This is a genomic window from Erwinia sp. LJJL01, from assembly GCF_047300805.2.
Taxonomy (GTDB): Bacteria; Pseudomonadota; Gammaproteobacteria; order Enterobacterales; family Enterobacteriaceae; genus Erwinia; species Erwinia aphidicola.
On sequence record NZ_CP178576.1, the window covers coordinates 4,390,568 to 4,412,088 of the forward strand.

Genomic DNA, 21,521 nt, shown 5'->3' on the forward strand with positions numbered 1-21,521 from the left:
GACTACAGCGAGGCGCGGGCGTCGAGGTACTGCTGCTGTTTCATATGGCGGATCAGCACTTTGCCTTCCGGCATAAATTCGGTGCCGTAGCGCACCAGACCGATACCTTTCAGCTCGGCATCAATGGCGTAGCGCAGCTCGCCGGGAATGCTCTGCAGCAGCATATCGACCTTAATACTGCTGAGGCGCGGCTCGTAGCGCAGCAGCACGCCGGACAGCGTGGTCATCAGCTGGTGCGCGGTGCCGGGCATGCCCTGCAATATTTTGGTCATATCCGGCAGGCCGTAATCGGGCAGATGCGCCAGCGTCCCGGCGCGGCAGTTGAGGATGCGCTGCATGTTGTCGAGCACCGAGAGGATCACCTGGTTCTCTTCACTGACGTTGTGCAGATCCAGCCCGCCGGCAAAGTTGCCGTACAGCATTTCATACAGCGAGGGGGAGTTGTGTGAGTGCGGCATTAGTTGTCCTTAACAGGCAGCAGGCTCAGGCTGTTTTCGCTCGCTTCCAGCACGCGCGCATTATCCGGGTCCAGCGCTTCGCGCTCCAGCACCTGCTGCCAGCCACTCTTCGCCAGGTCCGGCTGACGGAACAGGCCGACGACCGCGACAAACTGCGCTTCCGGCTCCATCGGCATATTAAGGTTAACCGCGCCGCCAGGGCTCAGCACCAGGTCGCGGCTGGCGAGGAGATCGGCACCCAGCAGCGTGTCGCCATCGGTCGCTAACTGCTGGTAGACCAGCTTGTCGAAGGCTTTACGATCTTTCAGCTGATAAACGCGGATCACCACCGACTGCGGACTGCTATGGTTTTCGCGCGTGTCGGTATTCAGTGCCTCACGCGCGATAAAATCGAGGTGCAGCACCCTAATCTTTTTATAGAAGATGGACGATACCGCCGAGCGGGTGCCGTCTGAGACGCTCTGCGTCAGTCCGCAGCCGCTCAGGCTGATGGCCAGTACCGGCACCAGCCAGCGGGTAGATTTAGTCAAACTGGTAATTAACACGCTTATTTCCTTGTACGTGCAGGGTCGGTTGCAGGCCGCGATAGCTGCCCAGTTCGGTGGTAAAAGTTTGCGGGACGTCGTCGGGAATATTCCCCGCCTCAACGCCCAGCACGCCGCTCATGCCGAGCCAGAACGGCGCCTCGCCAAGCGGCATCACCGGCAGCAGCGCGGTGCTGACGGTCAGGCGAATCTTCGCCTTAAAGCGCCAGCCGAGATAGACGCGCAGCATCACCAGGAAATCCTGATACAGCTGTCCGTCCGGCTTCCAGCCCTGCGCTTCGCTCTCGCTGTCGGTGAACAGCTCGATCAGCAGCTGGCTGCTGGTGTCCATCACTTCATCGCCCAGCGGCGCGTTGCCGTCCAGCAAAAAATCCTGCTCGCCGTAAAAGCCGAGCGGCTGGTTGATTTCAATCGGGCGCAGGCAGTACGGGCTGACCCGCGCCTGCGTCTCCGGCGCCAGCAGCTGTACCAGCGCCTGCACGCCCTCCTGGGTTTTTGCCGGCTGGCGCAGCACGCCGAGCAGCGCCAGAAAGCGCGAAACCGGGGTGGCGATATGGCTGGCGGTACCGGGAATGCCTAAGCCCACCAGGCCCAGCAGCGACTGAGAAATCGTGTCCGTCCCGCCGCGCTCGAAGGTGGCGGGATAGGAGTATTTGCGCCAGATGCGGTAGAACTGCGTCAGGATGCGGTGGCTGAAGATATCCAGGAAATCCTGCAGCGCCTCGTGCCCTTCGCGCCGCTGGCTGATGTCATCAAGGTAGGTTGTCGGCAGCGGGGAGTCTACGCCGTAGACGCCCATAAAGGTGGTGCGCACTTTGGGTGCCGCCGCGTCATCTTCACTGTATTCAACGCTTTTCAGCTCGCTGGCGGGAAAGCCCATGCCCGGCCACGGGCTGAAGCGCACCGCATCATCCTGAGGACAGGCGGTGCTGCCGAGCGGCGGCCTGTCCGGATGCTGTTTTTCCAGCAGCTGACAGAAGCGGTAAAAGTTCATCCGCGTCAGGTCAGCTTCCATACGCGGGCTCAGCCGGGAATGCGGCGGTTGTGTTTCTCTTGCCATTCCAGGCGCTCTCCGGTGGGTTGCAGGATAATAACCAGGCGGTTAAACAGATAAATGTCGGTGTACAGCGCGAAAAAGTGGCTGAGCATCTCGCCGAACAGGCAGATGTCGCCGTGCCCGGCAAAACCGTTGCTGTCGAGCGTCACGTCAATCTGCACGCCGCGCAGCAGGTAGCCCTGCTCGAAGCGCTCGGTTTCGCTATGGCTAACGTCGAGGATCGCCTCCAGGCGGCGGCGGTTCATCTCGCTGCCGGTCCACTCGTACAGCGCCAGCGTGCCGCGCAGCACTTCGGCATTGTCCATCATCGACAGGAAGTTGCTGCCGAGGTGGCTGAGCACGCGCCAGTGGAAGCGGTCGCGGTCCGGCGGATAACAGGGCAGCGTTGGCGCACAGAGGTTGCGCACCTCGACGCGGGTCGAGCTGGTGATGATAGCGGTATCCAGCACCGTGCTCTGCAGGGCGCGGCGCGGCAGCTGGCCATTGGTACCGGTCAGGGTTAATGACAGGCTTTCGTCACCGGGCACGCTGTGGTTATCAAAGGCTTCACCGCCGAGGATAAGCCAGGTGTTGTGCAGCCCGGAAGCACCGCGCCGCACGCGGGAGTGGTAGTAATACTCCGGCGCTTCGTGGCGCATCATCCCGCCCTTGTGGCGGAAGCTGGAGAACGGCACGTAGGTGTGTTGGCCGGAAGACATCACCGAGTCGACGGAATAAATTTCGGTATGCCCGTCCTGCACGCGCATCGGGCGCAGCAGGTATTCGGTTTGCAGCGAGTTGAGCGTCAGCGGGTCGGACTCCAGCGGGAAGAGGTTAATCACCGGCGCACAGTGCAGCCGCAGGTGCTTCTCGCTGAAGGTAAAATCATGCTCCCAGCGCTGCGCCAGCACCACGTCGATTTCGAACCAGGGCAGCTCAGCAGGCAGGGCGATATGCTCCAGCCCACGCAGGCAGGTGAACATAAACTTCTCGCGGAAGGTGAAGTACTCCAGCAGCAGCTGATAGCCGCTGAAGCTGCTGTTGCCCTTTGGCCACAGCCGGTCATCTTCACCAAATCCCAGCGCGGTGAAGCGCGCATCGAGCGGGCGGCGCTCCGGGTCACCCGGCAGGCGTAGCCAGATGCTGGCGCTATTCAGGGTAAAGGCTTCATGCATTGCGCAGGCCAGCGGCGCATCGGCATTGAGATATATCGGGATCAGGCTGAGGTCAGCCCTGCTCCAGTCAGCCAGGCTGCTGCAGGCAAAGCGCAGGCGCACCACCGAGCGACCGTCCGGGTCGGTGGAAAGCGCGGCCAGCTCCAGCGCCAGCGGCTGCAGGCTGATTTCACGGGTGGTGGTGTAGCGGCAGCGGGTCGCTTTCTCGCCGATTGGCCGTGACAGCACCTCAAAGCCCTTCGCGATGGCCATTTTTTCTTTCATCTCGCGCCAGTCGGGGCTGAACTCCACCACCGACATCGACGGAATGGTGCGCAGGTAGTGCGGCCACAGCAGCGTGACCAGCCCTTCCGTTAGCTCCGGAAGATCGTCGTCCAGCTTCTCGCGCAGGCGGCCCATCATAAAGGCGAAGCCTTCGAACAGGCGCTCAACGTAAGGGTCGCGCGCGCCGGATTTGTCCAGGTTCAGCAGCGCCGCCCGGTCCGGGTGGGCGCGGGCAAACTCTTCACCGGCTTCAAGCAGGTAGCGCATTTCAGCGTCGTAATAACGCAGGGTTAAGTCGTCCATAATAAAACCTGAATAAGGGGTGTATCGGAGGAAGTCATTAACTGCAAAGTACCGCCGCACGCGCCGGGTCAAGGCTGATTAAGCCACTCAGCAGCGCGTCCATTTCCGGCTGAATGCGGGTTTTGTCCGTTTCGCTGCGCGAGGCTTTGATGCGCAGCAGCTTTAACCGCCGCGCCCGCACCTCAAACAGCAGGGCTGGCGACCAGTGCTGCAGCGTCAGGGCCTGCGCGTTGCTGTCCAGTTCACCGAGCAGGTGGAACGCCAGATCGTGACGGGCGTACTGCTCCGCCACCCGCGCCATCAGCAGGCGCATCAGCCACTGGTCGCGCAGCGAAGTCATGCCCGGGCGCGACTGTAACCAGCCAAACGCGGCTTCAATGCCGTCGCTGTCGGCCAGCGCCAGCAGCTCCGGCTCCAGCAGCAGCACCTCTTCATCACTTTGCGATGCCGCTGTCACCGCCTCCGCCCCCCAGCCGCCCGGGTTATCCATCACCTGCTGATTGATCCAGTTCAGCGTCACTTCATCAGCAAATGGCGTACCGTCGTTAAACGCCAGCGCCTCCAGACCCGGTAGCCGCGACAGCAGCCCTTGCACATCGCGGCAGAGAATATCGGCACGCGCGCTGTCGGCATCCAGCTTCGCCAGCGCCTGCCAGGTGTACCACTGTAAGTCCAGCCACAGGTGGTTGACGCCCTGGGCATACAGGCTGTCGGCCTGCTCCAGCAGCTCCATCCAGCTCTGCTGCAGGTAAAGGCGCTTGAGGTGAGCACGGTGATCCGGCTTCGGCGGTGCGAGGCGGGTGCGTCCGCTGGCATCAAGCGGCGGCAGCTCGGTCAGCGTATCCCAACGAATGCTTTTCATCAGGTGATGCCCGGCCAGCCAGCCGCCGGGCTGGTCGCGCAGGTAGCCCGCCAGCATTTTCGCCTGGTCGAGCAGATCGCGGCCGGAACTTACGGCGGTCATCAGCGGGGCGGCGGCAGAGGGTGCAGCCACGGGCGCAGCGTCATCGCGGCTGGTCTGCGGCACCATGCTGTCTGCCCCGCCGCTCTGCGCCAGGCGGTTTTCCAGCGCCACGCACAGGCCGGTGAGCTGCGGACGGTGTTCTTCGGCAAACGGCTGCATCGCCTGCTGCGCCAGCAGCAGCGCGCCGGTGATACGCTGCATGGCGGCCATATCCACCTCCGGGTAGAGCGACAGGCTGTCGAGCACGCGCCCGCTGCCGAGCCACTCCAGAGCGGACGTGCGGCTGCGCTCGCGCTGTGGGTGCAGCTGCATGCCGAAGCGCTGCAGCATCGCGGCCAGCAGCTCCAGCCCTTCCGCCAGCCCGGCCTCGCCGTCCTGATGCAGACGCGCCCAGATGTAGAAGGTCACCACGCGCAGATCCTTGCTGGCCGTGGTCAGCAGCTTTTCCGCCAGCTGGCAGATCAGCGCGGTATCAATGCCTGAGAGCTTGTTGACCTCTTCGCGCATGCGCTGAAAGTCATCGTCATAGCCGGGTTCATCGCCCGTCGGCTGCGCGTCACTCAGCGGCAGCAGCCAGGAGCGCCAGTCATCCGCCCGCGCCTGCGCCAGTGAAATCAACGTGCCTTCTTCTGCGTGACAGGCGGTGACTAAGTTTTGCAGCGTGGTCATTCGGAACCTCCTTCCGTGACGGGTAACTCATCATTCCCCGAGAGCGCCTGCGCCGCCATTTCGGCATCGACGCTGAATATCTCTGCCGGCAGCGTAAAATTACGCAGCTGCAGCAGCTGGAGCGGGCCGCTACCCAGTTGGGAGCGCAGTACCCACTGCAGCACGCTGCCGTCCGGCGCGCTAAAGCTCATCATCCACTGGCTGCGGTCAAGCTGGTGACGCTTGCCCTGCTCCAGCCAGCGGATAAGACCCCAGGTGCCGCTGTAGTCGCCAAACAGCCTGGCTCCCGCGCTGGCGGTGCTCCAGGTCAGCATGGTACCCGGCTTAAAGGTGTCGCCCGGCCAGCGGAAGGTCTGCCACTCCGCCATCTGGTTGAAGTACTTCTGCTGCTGGCCGTCAATGGTCAGCTGCGTCTGCACCACCCCCGGCGCCGGGCGCGCCTGCAGCTCAAAGCTGATGCCCTGACTGCCGTCGGTGAACAGCACGTCCGACAGCTGGCTCAGCTGGTTAAGCGCTTTGATAAACGCCGGGTTAAAGGTCAGCCCCTGGCTGTTGGTGCGGTCTGGCACCCACTGGCTGCCCTCCTTATGCAGCACGCCGCCCAGCTCCGCGCTGAGGAAGCGCTCGATGCGCCCGCTGTCCCTGCGCAGGAACTCGGCCAGCATCGGCAGCGAGGCGTCGTTATTACTGGCGGCAAACGGGTAGCGCCCGTCAAACGCGCCGTGCCACAGCGCCACCACCGAGCGCGCCCATTTGTCATTCAGGCTGGCGGCGGACGGCTGCAGCACCGTCTCCCACGCCTGGGTCAGCGGCTGCACGAACATCGTCTGGCCGAAGCCGCTCCACTCCTCGCCAAGGCTGGCGGCAATCAGGCTGCCGTACTGGCGGGTGTCGGTCAGGTCAACGCTTTTGCCCTGGAACACGGTTTGCGCCAGCGTCTGCATCATCTCCCGCGGATCCGAGCTGCCCGCCACCTGCTGCAGGCGCAGGCGCACGCGGGTGATGCGCGTCAGGTACGTCTGCAGGCTCAGGCTGTCGTCGCCGGACAGTGCGCTGGCGGCTTTGTTGCGGCCCATCAGCGTCAGCAGCGGGCCGAAGGTCTCGTCGAGCGGCCCCTGCGGACCGGCGGCGCCCTGGTCAATCACCGGCTTTTTGCTGCTGCCCACCAGCTCCTGCGCCGATTTAATCAGCGAGTCCGACAGCGCCTCGCTCTTCTGACCCGCCTGCCCCTGCCACGCCAGGGTGTTCATCAGCGCAATCAGCGGCGACTGGCGCACGTCGCTCATCAGCGTCAGCTGGTCGGTGACGTTGGCGATGTTGGCCGCCGGGTTGAGGCGCAGGCCGTTGAGGAAGTTGAGCCAGCTGCCGGCAAAGTCGGTAAAGTAGCGCTGCGTCAGGCGCTCCCTGAGCGCTTCCGGCGACAGGTCGGCCGAGACGCTGCGGCGGCTGTCGCTCAGCACCCAGTCAATCTCATCGCGGCGCGATTTGGCCGCGGTCTCTATCGCCTGCTGCACGCCGCCCTCCCACGCCTGGCGGGTAAACATGCCCGGCACGATCTCATCGGTGGTGAACAGGCGGCGCGCGTCGGTGCCACCGGTCATATCCTCCAGCGTGACGTCGGCAAAGTTGCGGCGCACCGATTTCAGCATGTTCTCATACAGGGTACTTTCGGCGTTGCGGCGGCCTATCTGCTGCAGCAGCACCTGGCGGCTCTGGCTGACCAGCTGCGGGTCCGGGGTGATCTTCCACTGCGGCTGGTGCGGCAGCTCGCTGATGTAAAACGCCCAAAGGTCCGGCGCCAGGCTCTGCCACAGGCCGGGCGAGATGCCGCCCCGTGTCGGCTGCACCGTCTTCATCACCTGCGCGTAAAATGCGCTGTCGACCTTATCCGTGCGCGCCATCATCAGCCACGCCTTCAGCTGGTCATAGCCCGGCCTGGCGCGCTCTGCACGCTGCGGGCTGTTGGGCGGCAGGTCGGCCAGCGCGCTCAGCTGCTGCTGCAGCGCGGCGCTGGCCGGGTCGCGCAGCAGGCGGTTATTCGCCACGCCGTACCACGGCATCATCGCCTCCAGCAGCGGCGTATTGTGGTCAAGGCCGAAGCGCTGGTACCACGGCGAGCCGTCCTGATGGCGGTGTTTAAGCAGCCCGGCGTCGTTGCGCAGCGCGTGCAGCTCGGTAAGCTGGCGGTCGGACACCGCCGGAGCCTGCACCAGCGCGCGCGCCTTCTGCGCCACGCTGACAATCTGGCTGCGGTTAAGCGCGAAGGAGAGCAGCAGCCCCGCGCCCCACAGGCCGATAAGCGCCATCAGCGCCCAGGCCAGCGTCTGCTGCCACGGCATGCCGACGCGGCGGCCGGACAAACGGCGGCAGGCAGCCACGATGCCGTCCCAGCTGCTGGAGAGGGTCAGCGCATGGTCGTGGCTGGCGGAGACCTGAGCGCCGCAGGGCAGGCTGAACATCAGGCCGCGCAGCGGAATGCGCGCCTGCCGGGTGGTCAGCCAGCGGCTCAGGCGCTGCTGCCACTGCAGGCTTGCGCCCTGCTCCAGCTCGCTGCCCAGCCGCAGCAGGAAGTCATGGGAGAGGTTTTGCGCAATCTGCGCCATGCCCTGCTCACGCAGCTGCGGAACCAGGCTGTCGAGCTGCTGGCTGACCTCTTCCGGCCGCGCGCGCGCGGAAAACAGCGCGCCGACCGTCTGCTGCTCGCGCCCATCCTGCGGCCACTCGCTGCCGCGCAGCTGCCACAGCCACACCGGGGGCTGCCAGCGCAGGGCCTGCGAGATGTTCTCCAGGCTGCGCAGGCCGTTATCCTGCATCTGCGGGGTCAGCAGCTGGCCGTCTGCCAGCACCCAGACAATGCCGTCCAGCGGGCGGCCGCGGCGCAGCTGGCGCAGCGCGGCTAATTTGTCGTCGTCCGGCGGTGCGCTCAGGCTGCCGCCGTCAATCAGCACGGTGCGCTGCCCTTCCAGCCACTGCTGCTCCTGCAGCCCGGGGACCAGCGCGGCGCGCGCGGCATCGTCGCCGACCACCAAAAGCAGGCGCACCTTGTAGCGCCAGAGCAGGTGGTAGCGGGAATGGAGGTGTTTTTTTAGACGGGATAAATCTATACCCGTGCCGAAAGTATTCAATAAAGATGATTTTGTAGCTTTCCTGACTAAATGGGGTTTGTAAATCTGCTGGTTTTTCCTTTGCTTCCAGCGCCACCACAGCGGGGAGCCAATCAGACCAAAGAGTAAAATAGCAAATATCGTGGCCCAAACTGCCCACACCGTATGAGGTGACATCCCTGCACTCGCTAACACATCCCGATTGATATAAAGCAGTAATGCACTGATCCCCGCAAGCCCAACAATTAAAAGGAAATATCCCCATGAGCCATAACGTGCGACTGACTGATTTTTTTGTTCCATCATGTATAAAGCTCCCGGGTAATCAGACAGAGCGCTCCTGTTTGTTGTGGTGTTTGGTAAATAAGTAGCTGGTCTTTGTCAGTTTCATTTGCAGCTTCAACCATCATTGCCAAAGAGAGTGGAATGGCCATCTCTCCCGGGGGGCCAAATGAAAAGTCAATTGAGTGTAGCGGCCTGTCTTCAGGTAATGACCAGTTGTTATCTGTTGCATATTGCATAATATCTGCAGTTGTTTTTACTGGGTTACCAGAGAGCCAGATGTATTCAAGACTCTGTTTATCAGCACCGCTATATTCAAAAAACATGTTTAGATCGCCAGTGAATCCCCCAGGTTCCAGCGGCATTATGCGATTCAAAGCAGCAATAACCGGAAAAGCCTGCTGGCGGGCAAAGTCAGGAGAAGCGATCAACTGGGCTGAAATAAACTCACTCGCCTGCCCAGGAGCAAGTGCCGGCCAGTCCTGCAGGCAGAGCATCAAAATAAAACCGTCAGTTTCATTAGAATCATAGAAAGAGTGGATTGGTGCGATAGAGTCTGTTATTTCAGGAACCAAGTCCCACTGTTTAAAAATAGCCTCCTTGCTCTTTTTAACTAACTTCCCTGCATCTTGCATAACATAAATAGAATGCAATAAATAACGATAGTGAGGACATTGCTTTTCAAGTTGTAGATCTAACTTTTTCATTAGCGAGGGATAATCATACAAGGGGTCGAATAGTGGACGTGCTCTTTGGGGACAGGCAGGAACATCTTTGAAGTCTGCCAGCAGCGCTTTCATGCCTTTCTCTTCAGGAGAAAACAGAACGTTTCCCACAACTGCAAGCTGCCGACGACTCCAATTTCGCCATTCGTCCTTAGTCCGCTCTTTCTCGACATTCCAACTGAGGCTGGCAGCCACTGACTGCTCATAGCGATTAAACACAACACCGAACGTACATAGCCAAAGTAAAAACGCAGGAAGAATGCCATACAGCAAAGCGTTAATATAATCCGTTATTTTCAGCATCCAGATACTCAAGAGAAAGCCTGCTGCCAGCATAATAATTAATGCGAGCACCCACAACCTAAGTTTCGGTCTTGACAGCGCTTGCTTTTCTGGAATATCAGGTATTGGCCATGCCATATTAAATCATTCCATTTTAATGTATTACCATTACAATGAAAAACACAAAGCCAGTGGCGTTGTTTTTCATCACGCATTGTTATTTATCAGATTAAAAAAACAAAAATACCAGGTAGATTAAATACTCATTTAGAATAGCAGTCCAGAATCGATGGAATAATTCGCGCGCGGCAAGGACAGGAACTATAACTCTCAAGTGTACCAGCCAGTGTTACTCCCTCGTCAAACGAGCCATCTACGCCGCCTAATATTTTATATGTACCGGCGTGGTTGCCGCATGAGACCATATCTCCTGCCCTTGCTGTAGCGATACCATCCCATAAAAAAGTGGAGTCACCCGTTAAAACCTTGCCGCCACAGGTGGTGGCATCACCTATTCTCAAAAAATACCCTCCGCTCATTATGCTTCCTTACTTTAACAAGTGAAATTAGCATGGCAATACCATGCATACTTAAAGTCTTTGCCATTAAATACTTCATAGCCTTATAAAAATAACGGACTACTTACGAGAACAGATGGGTTATAAGCGGTCATTTATAGCGCAGTGAATTGACCAGCCGGTCCCAGATTTCAATCATCTGTGCTTCGCTGTATTGCGTTTTCAAGCTTTCGTTGGCTATACCTATGGTTAGCCACGGTTTGTCTGGGCTAGCATCGGCTTCGTTAGCATATAGATCAAATTCATAGTTCGGGAAAACAACCTTCCCTTTTGTCTCTGTATCAATAATATTTTGCTTGCCGGCAGACAACCATGCCTGGGAGGATATGCCACCCGGTGAGAGTTTGTATTTTTTTATCGTGTATTGACTGTCTAAATTGAGATATTTTTCAATTTCAGCGCTGCGATTAAAGAGGGTGTCACTTGAACCTTTATAAGTATTATTTGTGAATACACCGAATACAAAATCATCATTCTTATAACTGAATGTTACTTTTTCCTTATGATATAGACCATCATCCCTGATAAACCCATTCGGAATGCATACCCCTTTCCCCCTCGGAATTTCCTCATCCTTTCGGCCACTTAAGCGCGAAATCAACGATTGCAACGCTGCCAGCTTAGCGGGTTTTTCATTCATCTGTGACTCAGTAAAACCTGCCTTAACATATGTTTTTTTTCTTTCCACATACTTAGGATCTGACAAATCAAGTATTTCAGTCGTGATGGTAAAAGCCGTCATATTAACATATATGTGGGCCTCTAAGACTCTACCAAGATCGTCCTCTCCTGAAATATTCCTGTCAAAAATAACACCTTTACCTTCAGGAAGCAGGATTTTCTCTTTTATAAACGGGGTGTTTTGCGGGTCATTTCCGGGCTTATTAATGGAACCTCGTAATTCCTGTTCCCTCAGCCGTATCCGCTGCTGAAAGGCCGGCGGGTAGATCCACTTGCTGCTGATTTTAAAGTCATCGATAAAAACCATATCGTGCAGCTGGTTGTTAAATGACTGCGGCACATCAATGATATAGCGCCCGATGCACTGCGGTTTGGTCTCGGCAAACAGGGTGTTGATCACCGCACTGTCATTCATCGGTGACCGGACGGCTATAGCTTGGGCAACAGACATTAGGCAGGCCAGCGATAGCGCAACGCAGTAATGGAAAATTTTCATGATAAGCATCCTTGCATTGCTTTTAAACAGTGGCTCCCAGGAAAACCGGAGAGCCATAAGCAACTCAATTAGTTATTTGTAGCGCAGTGAATTGACCAGCCGGTTCCAGATTTCAATCATCTGCGCTTCGCTGTATTGCGTTCTTAGATACTCGCTGCTGAGGCCAATATTAAGGTTGGGTTTTTCAGGAGTGGCATCCCGCTCATTAGCATAAAGATCAAAATCATAGAAAGTGTTCTTTTCAACTTCGTTGCTTACCGAATTCCTGAGATTTTGAGTACCACCAAACAGCCACATTTCAGTGGCAATACCATTAATGGTCCGCGCCTCTTTTTTAATGCTGTACTCATTAGAGGTTTTCAGCGCTTCATTAATTTGCGCACTGCGGTTAAACAGAGTGTCATCTGAACCCATGAATTCGCTATTTGTATAAAGACCAAAACTCAAGTCCTCATTGACATATCGGAAGGTGATTTTTTCAATGTGCTTAGCGCTATCATCCCTGATAAACCCGTTAGGAATACACACCCCTTTTCCCCTCGGAATTTCCTCATCCTTTCGGCCACTTAAGCGCGAAATCAACGATTGCAGCGCAGCCAGCTTAGCGGGCTTAGTGTTTGCATCGGCCTCGGTAAACCCCCTGGCTATATATCTGGCTTTCTTTTCTTTATTTTTTTCACCTGAAAAATCACGAAATTCCGCAGTTATCACAAAGGCCACATAGTTGACATAAACATGAGCCTCAAGCTGGCGGTAAATATCAGGAGTATCCGATTCATTATGATCATAAATCACACCCCGACCATCAGGTAAGGTAATGACTTCCTTTAAATACGGGGCGTCTTCCGGTTCGTTTTCCGGTTTATTAATCGCGTCCCGCAGTTCCTGCTCTCTCAGCCTTATCCGCTGCTGGAAGGCCGGTGGGTAGATCCATTTGCTGCTAATTTTGAAGTCATCGATAAAAATCATATCGCGCAGCTGGTTGTTAAATGACTGCGGCACATCAATGATATAACGCCCGATGCACTGGGGTTTGGTTTCGGCAAACAGGGTGTTGATCACCGCACTGTCGTTAATCGGTGACGGGACGGCTATAGCTTGAGTAAAAGATATGAGGCAGGCCAGCGATAGCGCAACGCAGTAATGGAAAATTTTCATGATAAGCATCCTTGCACCGTTTCAAACAGTGGCTCCCAGGAAAACCGAAGAGCCATAAGCGACTCAATTCGTTATTTGTAACGAAGTGAATTAACCAGCCGGCCCCAGATTTCAATCATCTGTGCTTCGCTGTATTGCGTTTTCAGGTACTCACTGCTAAGACTAATATTGATGCTGGGTTTCTCAGGTGTGGCATCCCGTTCATTTGCATTAAGCATAAATCTATAAAAGGTATTCTTTTCATCTTCATTGGTCACTGGATCTGTAATCGTCTGATTTCCACCGAACAGCCATACCTCGGAAGGAATACCGCCAGGAGTAAGCGTCATTTTCTTTATGCTATATTTATTTGATGTTTTGAGCGCTTCATTGATTTGCGCGCTGCGATTAAACAGTGTGTCATCCGACCCCAAATATTCACTATTTGTATAAAGACCAAAACTCAAATCCTCATTGACATATCGGAAGGTGATTTTTTCTATGTGCTTAGCGCCATCATCCCTGATAAACCCGTTCGGAATACACACCCCTTTCCCCCTCGGAATTTCCTCATCCTTTCGGCCACTTAAGCGTGAGATCAACGACTGCAGTGCGGCCAGCTTGGCGGGTTTGGTGTTTGTTTGATCTTCCGTTGTAGTTTTAAGATATTCAGCTTTCCTTTCCTTGTATTTCGGTGCCGAAAAATCTCGAATATCTGCCGTAATTATAAATGCAACCATGTTAACGTAAACATGAGCTTCCAGCCTTCGATAAAGGTCATCTGAGCCTGGTCTGTTGCTATCAAATATCACACCTTTACCTTCAGGAAGCAGGATTTTCTCTTTTATAAACGGGCCGTTTTGCGGATCGTTCCCGGGCTTATTAATCGAATCTCGTAATTCCTGCTCCCTAAGCCTTACCCGCTGCTGAAAGGCTGGCGGATAGACCCACTTGCTGCTGATTTTAAAGTCATCGATAAAAATCATATCGTGCAGCTGGTTGTTAAATGACTGCGGCACATCAATGATATAGCGCCCGATGCACTGCGGTTTGGTTTCGGCAAACAGGGTGTTGATCACAGCACTCTCCTTCTGCGTGATAGGCGGTAATGTAGCGGCCAGGGTCGGGGTAGCAAGCAGCATGCTGCTGGCCAGCAGCGCTAACAAAGTAAATTTCTGGACAGATTTCATGGAACCGGGACCTCCTGCACCATTTTCACAATCGCCCGCAGGGTAAATTGCAGGGCCGGTCGTTTAGAGATATCTTTCAGGCTGCTGACGTCATAGGCTTTCTGATGGTCAACATTGGTTGCCAGCACGCTTTTGATACTGCTGCTATGAAGTATAGTGTTCAGTGACTCCACCGGCACCGTACCGTCGCCCGGGGTGTTGGATGACACGACGTGATAAAGCTGAGAGCGATGAAACGGCAGCGGAACCTCACGGTAGTTGTTTGGCAGTTTCCTGTCACTCTCATGCATGTTTTTCGGGAAAGTTCGGGATGTTTTTTTCCAGCTTAGCTTTCCGTCGGAGTCAATTTTATGACCATAAAATGCATAGGTATTAGGGTGATATCCCCATTTATCCAACTGGGTAATAAACTGACGAACACTGTCATCTACCAATTCGCGATAGGCATTCCAGTTGCGTTTAATCACCGCCGCATTCTTATCGATAATATCGGCCTCATACAGTCGGTACCACAGGGTTTCATTGAGGTAGATTTCGCCAAACGGGTCCCGGGCCTTTGGCAGTTTGAGATCGCTGCCATCCTCACTGCCCCCCTCCACCGTCAACCATGGCGCGCCACCGAGGTATTTAGCAGAGGGCAGCAGCTGCAGCGGTGCCGGGGCACGGGCTAACACTGGCATCAGCTCCTGCGCCGTTTTGCCCAGCACCGTTCCCGCCATCCCCTCCTGCCCCGCGCCGACTTTCATACGGCGGTACGCCGCCGGGGAACCGAGGTCAGGGATAACGCCGTGCACAATGCCAAGGATTTTATCCTTAGCCCCTGAAATCTGCGAGGCATAGCGCGCTACCAGCCCCCCCATCGAATGGGTGACGATGATGACTTTCTCCTGCCCGGCGGGAAACGCCATGCCGTGAGAGTGCTCATGTTTGTAGAGGTCAATCACCTCGTCGATATAGTTAACCAGCCCTTCGGCCGAGGTTTTATTATCCTGCAGCCAGTTATAGCCGTAGACATGGAGCGGCAATAAAAAATTTCGGAAGTGATCAAGCTCCTGCTGAGTCATTACGGATTCGCCACTAATCTCGTCTACTTTATCCTGCGACAGCGGCCTGCCCACCAGCTGGCTTAACACGCCGCCTTTCCCCCGGGCGGGCGTGGCGTAATTCACCAGGTCCTGCTGCCAGTCATCCAGCAGTGCCCCTTGGAAGACGCTTAAAAACTTGCCGTAGCTGAAGGATAAAATCTCGCCCCAGCCGCGTTCGCTGCGGGTTGGAAACATTTTTCCGTCATCGGATAACGGTGAAGAGAAACTTTGGTCGATATCGCCACGGTTATCCACCTTTGTAGTATCCGGGTTGAGCAACTCTCGTCGATTATCTCCATTTTTCGATGCCCATTCCCAATACACCCCCACCTGACTGTCGCCGCGCCAGATAGCCTCTGGCTGATCACCCTGGCTCGACATCAGATTCGTCCCCATCACGCCAGGGAGAAAAATAACCGGGATAACCTTAATCGGTGGCTGCAGCAGCACCGCCCTGGCATTCAATGATTTTTTCTGGTTCTGGATACCGTGCCAGTTGACGAGCCCGTGCTGATCCCACTCCGGCAGTATGTAGGTCACATGCTGACCGTCACCGCTTCCCGCTGGTTTTTGTTCCGCCATTCGTTCCATCCTTTTTGTTCAGGTGCTGACTTAATCGTTACGTTCACTGGCGCCTTCCCTTTAGCTTTTTTTCGGCAAAGTCGCGCTGTGTGAGTCAATGTCGACATTATTCTGCGTTGCCGTTTCGCCCAAGCCTGAGGTTGCCAGGGTTTGCTGTATGCCGTCGCCATTTTTAAACGTTAACTGCTGGCCCGCCACGGGAGAGCGGTCTGACAGGCGCAGCACCCTGGGCGTTACTGCAAAATCACTGGTGCTCCACTGCTGAGCCGCCACGTTGATACTTTGCCCGCCGAACTTTTGCCACACCGCTGCACGCTGAATGATGTTATCGGGTGCACCGCACTCTATAGAGCCACCCGCGATGCGAATATATCCGCCACCGCTGCTTAAAATGATTTCCTGTTTGGCACTGATAAACAGTTTTCCTTCGCTGCTGGAAATACGAATATCCTTCAGCGCATCCAGCGTCATCTCATCACTCTGAGCCTGGATTTCTATTTTCCCCCGGCTGGCAAAGAGTTTTATCCCCAGCTTGTTGGCAAACAGACTGATCGCATCCCCCGCCGCCACGGTGAATTTCTTGACTACGCTAAAATCAGTGTTTTTACCGCTGGTGCTGATGATATTTTCCCCCGCCGCGAGCTGCAGACTGGCCGGGGTGGCCTGAGCAATACCCGCCGGGGCGCTCAGCAACAGTGCCGATTTCTTCAACTCGGTCAGGCTCTCTGCCAGCAGGGCTTTCTGTGACTGGATATCTGCCAGTTCAGCCTTGGCCGTTTCCACCGCGCTGCTTAATGCTTCTGCCTGCGACAGCGCCTGCTGTAACTGACCAAGCGCAGCCTGCATCTCCAGCTGCTGCCCCTGTGCCTTCTGCTGGCCGTCGGCGGTGATAAACAGTCCTTTCTCCGCACGGAGGCTGCCCCAGCTGTCGCTGCGCAGCTCGAACCCTTCGCCGCGCTTCTGCTTCTCGCTGTCCACCAGGTGGCCGAGATTCAGCTGGCTTTTGCCGCCGTACTCGGTGCTGAGCTTGATATGCTCCTGGCCCGCCGTATCGTCGAGGCGCAGCTTATTGTTCTTCGGCGTGCGCAGCACGTTGCGCTTGTAGTTGCGGATGGTGACGTGGTCGCCGTGCGCCGAGTCGTGCAGCACCCCGGCAATGTACGGGCGGTCCGGGTTGCCGTGCTCAAAGGCTATCGCCACCTCAGTCCCAGCCAGCAGCGGCAGGTGCAGGCCGTAGGTGTCGCCCGCATAGGGGCGCGCCTGGCGTACCCACAGGCTTTCAAAGCCGGTTTCCCAGCCCGCGCGGTCAAACAGCATGTTGACGCGATAGCGCCCGTCGCGGTCAATATGGCCGTAGGCATCGTTCACCGTGGTACTGGTGACGCGCGCCGGCAGGGTTCCCGCCATCACCGGGTGCGGCAGCGGCACCGGGCGGAAGCCGTAGCGGCTGTTGAGCGGGATGCCGTCAAAGGCGGTTTCAAAGCTGCGGTCGCGCCGCGCGGTGCTGACGATGGCGGTGACCAGCACGCCGCTCTGGAATACCTCACTGACATCCTCCCCGCCGCTGACCTTCAGCTCACTGCCGGGGGCCAGCGCCGGGCAGCTGGTCACTGCCGCCACCCGCGTCTGGCCGTTCAGGTAGCGTTCGTGGCGCAGGCGGGCATAGAACGCGCCGCTCTCCGGGGCCGGGTTATGGCTGTAGCCGTCGCCCGGCGTCAGGTAGTTGTCCGCCCAGCGATAGGACTCACCGTAGGTGGTGTCGTCGCCGCCGGTGACGTCGGCCTGCACGTTCATATCTTCGAGGGCGTTGCGGTAGTTGTAGTCGCGCCCGCTGACGCTTTTCTCCACCACCGCAAAGCGGCTGGCGAGGTCCCACACCGAGTCGCTGGCCGCGTCGTGCATGCCGGAAGGCGGCACGGCGGGCAGCGTCAGCCCCTGCACATGGCCCTGCCTGCCGTCGTAAAACTCCACCACGTCGATGTGCAGGCGGGTGTCGGTGGTGAAGCGGAACCAGATGCCGACCTCGCCCAGCAGGCGGGTAATAAACGCCAGGTCGTCCTCGCCGTACTGCATCACCTGCTCGCGGCGCGGGTACGCGTTGTTGAGGGTGAAAACAAAGTCCTGCCCGCGCATCCCGTGGCGCTCGCGCAGGATTTTTTCCACAATCTGCGGCACCGACATATCCTGGTAGATGGCGTTCTGACGGCTGCGCGACAGCAGCGCCAGGCGGGGCTGCAGGGTGACGGCGTAGTGGGTCTGGTCGGCGCTGGTGCTGAGGCGCTCAAAGCCGGTCACCACGCCCTGCACCACGCGCACCGGCTGCTGGATCTTAATGCCCCAGCCCTGGTCAACCGGGGCCTGCAGGGTCAGCGAGGCCGCTTTCATCAGCATCGCCTCGCGGGTGATGGCATGGTCGGCGCTGGTGAACTCAATGCGCCAGCGGAACGGCTCGCTCAGGCGCTCCTCCCCCTTAAACGCCAGCACGTCGGGCCGGGACTGACAGTCACGCACCGCCAGCAGGTGGTGACTATGGCTGAAAAAAGAGATCGGATTTTTGCTCATGATTCACTTTCCTCTGTGTTAGCAAATTCCAGCACGATGCCTTCCTCGTCGTGCCAGTCGAGCGTCAGCTGCTGCGGCTTCTGTTTTGCCGCCATCTGCAGCAGCAGCTGCTGGCTCAGCACCGGCAGGATCTGCTGGTTCAGCAGGCTGTCGACGTTGCGCGCCCCGGTGTCCGGCAGCAGGCAGGCGGCGGTCAGCGCCGCTGACAGGCCGTCGCCCACGGTGGTTTTCAGGCCGTAGTGGCGCGCCAGGCGCTGGCTCACCTGGTTGAGCTTCATGCCAACGATGGTGCGCATCGCTTCTTCGGTCAGCGGGCGGTAAATCACCGTCTGAAAGCGCGCCAGCAGCGCGGGCTGGAAGTGGTCGCGCAGCGTCGGGCGCAGCAACTCCTGCAGGTCCGCTTCCGTGGCTTGCGGCTGCTGCTCCAGCAGCTGCATGATGGCGTCGCTGCCGAGGTTGGAGGTCATCAGGATCAGGGTGTTGCGAAAATCGATTTCGCGCCCCTCGCCGTCGCGCATAAAACCGCGGTCAAACACCTGGTAGAACAGGTTCAGCACGTCGCGGTGCGCCTTCTCGACCTCGTCGAGCAGCACCACGCTGTAAGGGCGCTTGCGCACCGCCTCGGTGAGGATGCCGCCCTGCCCGTAGCCGACGTAGCCCGGCGGCGAGCCCTTCAGCTGCGAGACGGTGTGCGCCTCCTGGTATTCGGAGAGGTTAATGGTTATCAGCGACCTCTCACCGCCGTACAGCACGTCCGCCAGTGCCAGCGCGCTCTCGGTTTTGCCGGTGCCGCTCGGGCCGACCAGCAGGAACACCCCCTGCGGCCCGTTCTCAGCGGTCAGGCCGGTTTTGGCGGCGCGCAGGCGCCGGGCGATGGCGCTGAGCGCGGCGTCCTGGCCGACCACGCGCCTGCCGATTTCCTCCTCAAGGCTCAGCAGCTCGCTCTGCTCGTCCTTCATCAGTGAGGAGAGCGGCACCCCGGTCCAGTCGGCAATCACGTTGGCAACGGTGCGGGCATCGACGTCGACCTGAATCAGCGCGTCCTGCTGCTGCAGCGCCGCAAGCTGCTGCTGAACGGCGGCAATCTGCGCCTGCGGCTGCTGGTTCTGGCGGCTGCTTATCAGCTGCTGCGCCACTTCCTGCTGCGCGGCAAAATGCGCTTCCTGCTGCGCGCGCTGGCCTTCCAGCTCGCTGCAGATAGTGGCGATGGCGGCGAGGCGCTCGTCGTGCTTATCGCTGCCCGCGGCCATGTCATCGCGCAGGGCCTGCTCCTCCAGCGTCAGCGCGGTAACGCGCGCGTTCAGCAGGGTGATGGCCTCCGGCACGGTGTCGAGGCTCATGCGCACGCGCGCGGCGGCGGTGTCCAGCAGGTCGACCGCCTTATCCGGCAGCTGGCGGCCCGTCAGGTAGCGGCGCGACAGGGTCACCGCCGCTTTTACGGCGTCGTCGCTGATGTGTACGCCGTGGTGCTGCGCGTAGCGCGACTTCAGGCCGCGCAGCATCAGGCAGGCAGTCTCATCGTCCGGCTCGTCGACTTTCACCATCTGGAAGCGGCGCTCCAGCGCGGCGTCCTTCTCGAAGTACTGCTTGTACTCGCTCCAGGTGGTGGCGGCGATGGTGCGCAGTTCGCCGCGCGCCAGCGCCGGTTTCAGCAGGTTGGCGGCGTCGGCCCCGCCAGCCTGGTTGCCCGCGCCGATAATGGTGTGCGCCTCGTCGATAAACAGCAGCACCGGGGTCGGCGACTGCTGCACCGCCTCAATCACGTTTTTCAGGCGCTGCTCAAATTCGCCCTTCACGCCCGCCCCGGCCTGCAAAAGACCGAGGTCGAGGGTGCGTAGCGAAACGGTTTTCAGGCTGTCCGGCACGTTGCCCTGCACAATGCGCAGCGCCAGCCCCTCGACCAGCGCGGTTTTACCGACGCCCGGTTCGCCGACCAGAATGGGGTTGTTCTTGCGGCGGCGCGAGAGGATATCGACCATCTGGCGGATTTCGCTGTCGCGGCCAAACACCGGGTCGATGCTTCCCGCTCTGGCTTTGGCGGTGACGTCGAGGGTGAATTTATCCAGCGCGGCCTGCAGCGCCTCGCTCAGCGCGCTGCCGTCGGCCGGGGTGACCTGCGTATCCACCTCGCCCAGGGTTGATGGAGCCTGGCTCAGGCTCTCCTGCTGCTGCACTTCCGGGCGCTCGTCGGACTGCGCGTCCAGCAGCGGGCGCAGGCGCTCCAGCTGGGGGCGCGTCAGGCTCAGCAGTGGCCACAGCCCTTCGCAGCCGACCAGCGACGGCTTGTCGGTCAGTGCCGCCAGCAGGTGATGGCTGCGGATGTGGGCATCGTCATCCTCCAGCGAGGCAATCAGCCAGGCCTGCTTAATCAGCGCCAGCAGGGAGTCGGCGAGCTGCGGGCGGGTGCGCACCGAGCGCGGCACGTTGTCCAGCCAACACAGCAACGCCTGCCAGATGCCGTCCATGTCCCACTCGTAGCGGCGCGCCAGCACGGTGATGTCGCCCTCGCCCTGCTCCAGCAGCTTGAGTAGCCAGTGCTCAATGCGGATTTCACTGTGGGCGCGGGTCAGGCACAGCGAGGCGGCGGCCTCCAGCGCGCGGGCGCAGAACGGGTTTAAGCGACGTAGCAGGACGGCTGACTGGTTTTCCATATCGGGTTCTCTCTTCCGTAGTTAATCAGGTTCGGACACGCTACCGCCCGTCGCTGTTCCTTTCAGTCAGGAACCCGAAGCGCATCAGGTCAAAAGGCAGCAGGTTGTCGGGTTGTTTGCTGAGCCGCCACGCGGGTAGCGGCTCAGCAAACAAAACGGCAGGCGGCGAACCGCCTGCCGTGAGTTATCAAGCGGTGGTGCGTTCATTCCATGAATCGGAATGAATGATGTTGCCGTCTTTGTAGGTCCAGGTGATCTTTTCGTAGCGCAGCTCAATCTCTTCCAGATGGTTGTGCTTCTCTTTGGACGGGTCCTTGATGTCGTGCATTTTCGGCGCGACCTTCACCAGCTTGACGTTCTCAAGTTTGGTGTTGAAGTACTCCACCTCCTGACCGGCGTCGTTAATTTTGTACCACTTGAACTCGGCAGATTTCAGGGTCTGACCGGTGGTCACCGCCTTGTAGAGATACGGGCTGGAGGAGTCGATCTCCTTGGTAAACATGAACGGCGTGTGCACGCGGGTACCGGTCAGCTTGCCGGTGTTGTTATCGGTCGGGATGTACAGGTTATGTTCCTGCGCCACCACTTCGATGCTGCCTTCACGATCTTTCACATCCACGGAACCTTTGATGTCCGCACCGCCGTCGTCCTTCAGCCACAGATATACTGGTATTGCCATGTGTTACTTCTCCTTTTAATCCCGTCATAATTCGCGCTGCCTCTTTGTTGGCTGCCTTCGTTCACCCCGGTCA

General features: G+C 58.2%; 15 protein-coding genes. All 15 read right to left on the reverse strand.

Annotated features, from left to right (window positions below; genetic code table 11):
* Positions 1-2: 2 nt before the first annotated feature.
* The 15 genes from tssE to ACLI4M_RS21575 all read right to left on the reverse strand — a co-directional run bounded on the left by tssE (position 3) and on the right by ACLI4M_RS21575 (position 21,448).
* Positions 3-458: a type VI secretion system baseplate subunit TssE gene (gene tssE / locus ACLI4M_RS21505; RefSeq protein ID WP_133623550.1), complete on the reverse strand. Its 456-nt coding sequence runs from the start codon at positions 456-458 to the stop codon at positions 3-5.
* Positions 458-1,003 carry a type VI secretion system lipoprotein TssJ gene (gene tssJ / locus ACLI4M_RS21510; protein WP_133623549.1) on the reverse strand — a complete coding sequence of 182 codons (546 nt, stop codon included), beginning with the start codon at positions 1,001-1,003 and terminating at the stop codon, positions 458-460. Before tssJ ends, tssE begins: the two co-directional genes overlap by 1 nt.
* Positions 981-2,063, reverse strand: a complete 1,083-nt coding sequence (gene tssG, locus ACLI4M_RS21515; RefSeq protein ID WP_133623548.1) for a type VI secretion system baseplate subunit TssG — start codon at positions 2,061-2,063, stop codon at positions 981-983. The genes tssJ and tssG overlap by 23 nt, the downstream gene beginning before the upstream one ends.
* Positions 2,027-3,781 carry a type VI secretion system baseplate subunit TssF gene (gene tssF, locus ACLI4M_RS21520; RefSeq protein ID WP_133623547.1) on the reverse strand — a complete coding sequence of 585 codons (1,755 nt, stop codon included), beginning with the start codon at positions 3,779-3,781 and terminating at the stop codon, positions 2,027-2,029. The genes tssG and tssF overlap by 37 nt, the downstream gene beginning before the upstream one ends.
* A gap of 37 nt (positions 3,782-3,818) precedes the next feature.
* Positions 3,819-5,414, reverse strand: coding sequence for a type VI secretion system protein TssA (tssA, locus tag ACLI4M_RS21525; RefSeq protein ID WP_133623546.1), 1,596 nt, complete (start codon positions 5,412-5,414; stop codon positions 3,819-3,821).
* Positions 5,411-8,824 carry an ImcF-related family protein gene (locus tag ACLI4M_RS21530; protein WP_133623545.1) on the reverse strand — a complete coding sequence of 1,138 codons (3,414 nt, stop codon included), beginning with the start codon at positions 8,822-8,824 and terminating at the stop codon, positions 5,411-5,413. The genes tssA and ACLI4M_RS21530 overlap by 4 nt, the downstream gene beginning before the upstream one ends.
* Positions 8,821-9,945, reverse strand: a complete 1,125-nt coding sequence (locus ACLI4M_RS21535; protein WP_133623544.1) for a hypothetical protein — start codon at positions 9,943-9,945, stop codon at positions 8,821-8,823. Before ACLI4M_RS21535 ends, ACLI4M_RS21530 begins: the two co-directional genes overlap by 4 nt.
* Positions 9,946-10,070: 125 nt before the next feature.
* Positions 10,071-10,346 (reverse strand): PAAR domain-containing protein, encoded by a 276-nt coding sequence (locus tag ACLI4M_RS21540; RefSeq protein ID WP_133623543.1) that lies wholly within the window; start codon positions 10,344-10,346, stop codon positions 10,071-10,073.
* A 130-nt stretch (positions 10,347-10,476) separates the two neighbouring features.
* Positions 10,477-11,562 carry a T6SS immunity protein Tli4 family protein gene (locus ACLI4M_RS21545; protein ID WP_133623542.1) on the reverse strand — a complete coding sequence of 362 codons (1,086 nt, stop codon included), beginning with the start codon at positions 11,560-11,562 and terminating at the stop codon, positions 10,477-10,479.
* Positions 11,563-11,634: 72 nt separating this feature from the next.
* Positions 11,635-12,720, reverse strand: coding sequence for a T6SS immunity protein Tli4 family protein (locus ACLI4M_RS21550; RefSeq protein WP_133623541.1), 1,086 nt, complete (start codon positions 12,718-12,720; stop codon positions 11,635-11,637).
* Positions 12,721-12,791: 71 nt separating this feature from the next.
* On the reverse strand, positions 12,792-13,889 hold the full coding sequence (locus tag ACLI4M_RS21555; protein ID WP_133623540.1) for a T6SS immunity protein Tli4 family protein: 1,098 nt from the start codon (positions 13,887-13,889) through the stop codon (positions 12,792-12,794).
* The gene (locus ACLI4M_RS21560; RefSeq protein WP_133623539.1) at positions 13,886-15,556 is read right to left on the reverse strand and encodes a lipase family alpha/beta hydrolase; all 1,671 of its coding nucleotides are present in this window, start codon (positions 15,554-15,556) and stop codon (positions 13,886-13,888) included. The genes ACLI4M_RS21555 and ACLI4M_RS21560 overlap by 4 nt, the downstream gene beginning before the upstream one ends.
* Before the next feature lie 60 nt (positions 15,557-15,616).
* Positions 15,617-18,118, reverse strand: coding sequence for a type VI secretion system Vgr family protein (locus ACLI4M_RS21565; protein WP_133623538.1), 2,502 nt, complete (start codon positions 18,116-18,118; stop codon positions 15,617-15,619).
* Entirely contained in the window at positions 18,115-20,769 is a 2,655-nt protein-coding gene (gene tssH, locus ACLI4M_RS21570; RefSeq protein ID WP_133623537.1) for a type VI secretion system ATPase TssH, read from the reverse strand. The genes ACLI4M_RS21565 and tssH overlap by 4 nt, the downstream gene beginning before the upstream one ends.
* 187 nt (positions 20,770-20,956) lie before the next feature.
* The gene (locus ACLI4M_RS21575; protein ID WP_099754210.1) at positions 20,957-21,448 is read right to left on the reverse strand and encodes an Hcp family type VI secretion system effector; all 492 of its coding nucleotides are present in this window, start codon (positions 21,446-21,448) and stop codon (positions 20,957-20,959) included.
* Between the last annotated feature and the right edge of the window lie 73 nt (positions 21,449-21,521).

What these genes read in the sequence shown, in the direction of transcription:
- tssE (WP_133623550.1), bottom strand. Translation starts at nt 458, where the DNA reads ATGCCGCACTCACACAACTCCCCCTCGCTGTATGAAATGCTGTACGGC.
- ACLI4M_RS21555 (WP_133623540.1), bottom strand. Translation starts at nt 13,889, where the DNA reads ATGAAATCTGTCCAGAAATTTACTTTGTTAGCGCTGCTGGCCAGCAGC.
- tssH (WP_133623537.1), bottom strand. Translation starts at nt 20,769, where the DNA reads ATGGAAAACCAGTCAGCCGTCCTGCTACGTCGCTTAAACCCGTTCTGC.
- ACLI4M_RS21540 (WP_133623543.1), bottom strand. Translation starts at nt 10,346, where the DNA reads ATGAGCGGAGGGTATTTTTTGAGAATAGGTGATGCCACCACCTGTGGC.
- tssA (WP_133623546.1), bottom strand. Translation starts at nt 5,414, where the DNA reads ATGACCACGCTGCAAAACTTAGTCACCGCCTGTCACGCAGAAGAAGGC.
- tssG (WP_133623548.1), bottom strand. Translation starts at nt 2,063, where the DNA reads ATGGCAAGAGAAACACAACCGCCGCATTCCCGGCTGAGCCCGCGTATG.
- ACLI4M_RS21530 (WP_133623545.1), bottom strand. Translation starts at nt 8,824, where the DNA reads ATGATGGAACAAAAAAATCAGTCAGTCGCACGTTATGGCTCATGGGGA.
- ACLI4M_RS21535 (WP_133623544.1), bottom strand. Translation starts at nt 9,945, where the DNA reads ATGGCATGGCCAATACCTGATATTCCAGAAAAGCAAGCGCTGTCAAGA.
- ACLI4M_RS21560 (WP_133623539.1), bottom strand. Translation starts at nt 15,556, where the DNA reads ATGGCGGAACAAAAACCAGCGGGAAGCGGTGACGGTCAGCATGTGACC.
- ACLI4M_RS21550 (WP_133623541.1), bottom strand. Translation starts at nt 12,720, where the DNA reads ATGAAAATTTTCCATTACTGCGTTGCGCTATCGCTGGCCTGCCTCATA.
- ACLI4M_RS21545 (WP_133623542.1), bottom strand. Translation starts at nt 11,562, where the DNA reads ATGAAAATTTTCCATTACTGCGTTGCGCTATCGCTGGCCTGCCTAATG.
- tssF (WP_133623547.1), bottom strand. Translation starts at nt 3,781, where the DNA reads ATGGACGACTTAACCCTGCGTTATTACGACGCTGAAATGCGCTACCTG.
- ACLI4M_RS21565 (WP_133623538.1), bottom strand. Translation starts at nt 18,118, where the DNA reads ATGAGCAAAAATCCGATCTCTTTTTTCAGCCATAGTCACCACCTGCTG.
- ACLI4M_RS21575 (WP_099754210.1), bottom strand. Translation starts at nt 21,448, where the DNA reads ATGGCAATACCAGTATATCTGTGGCTGAAGGACGACGGCGGTGCGGAC.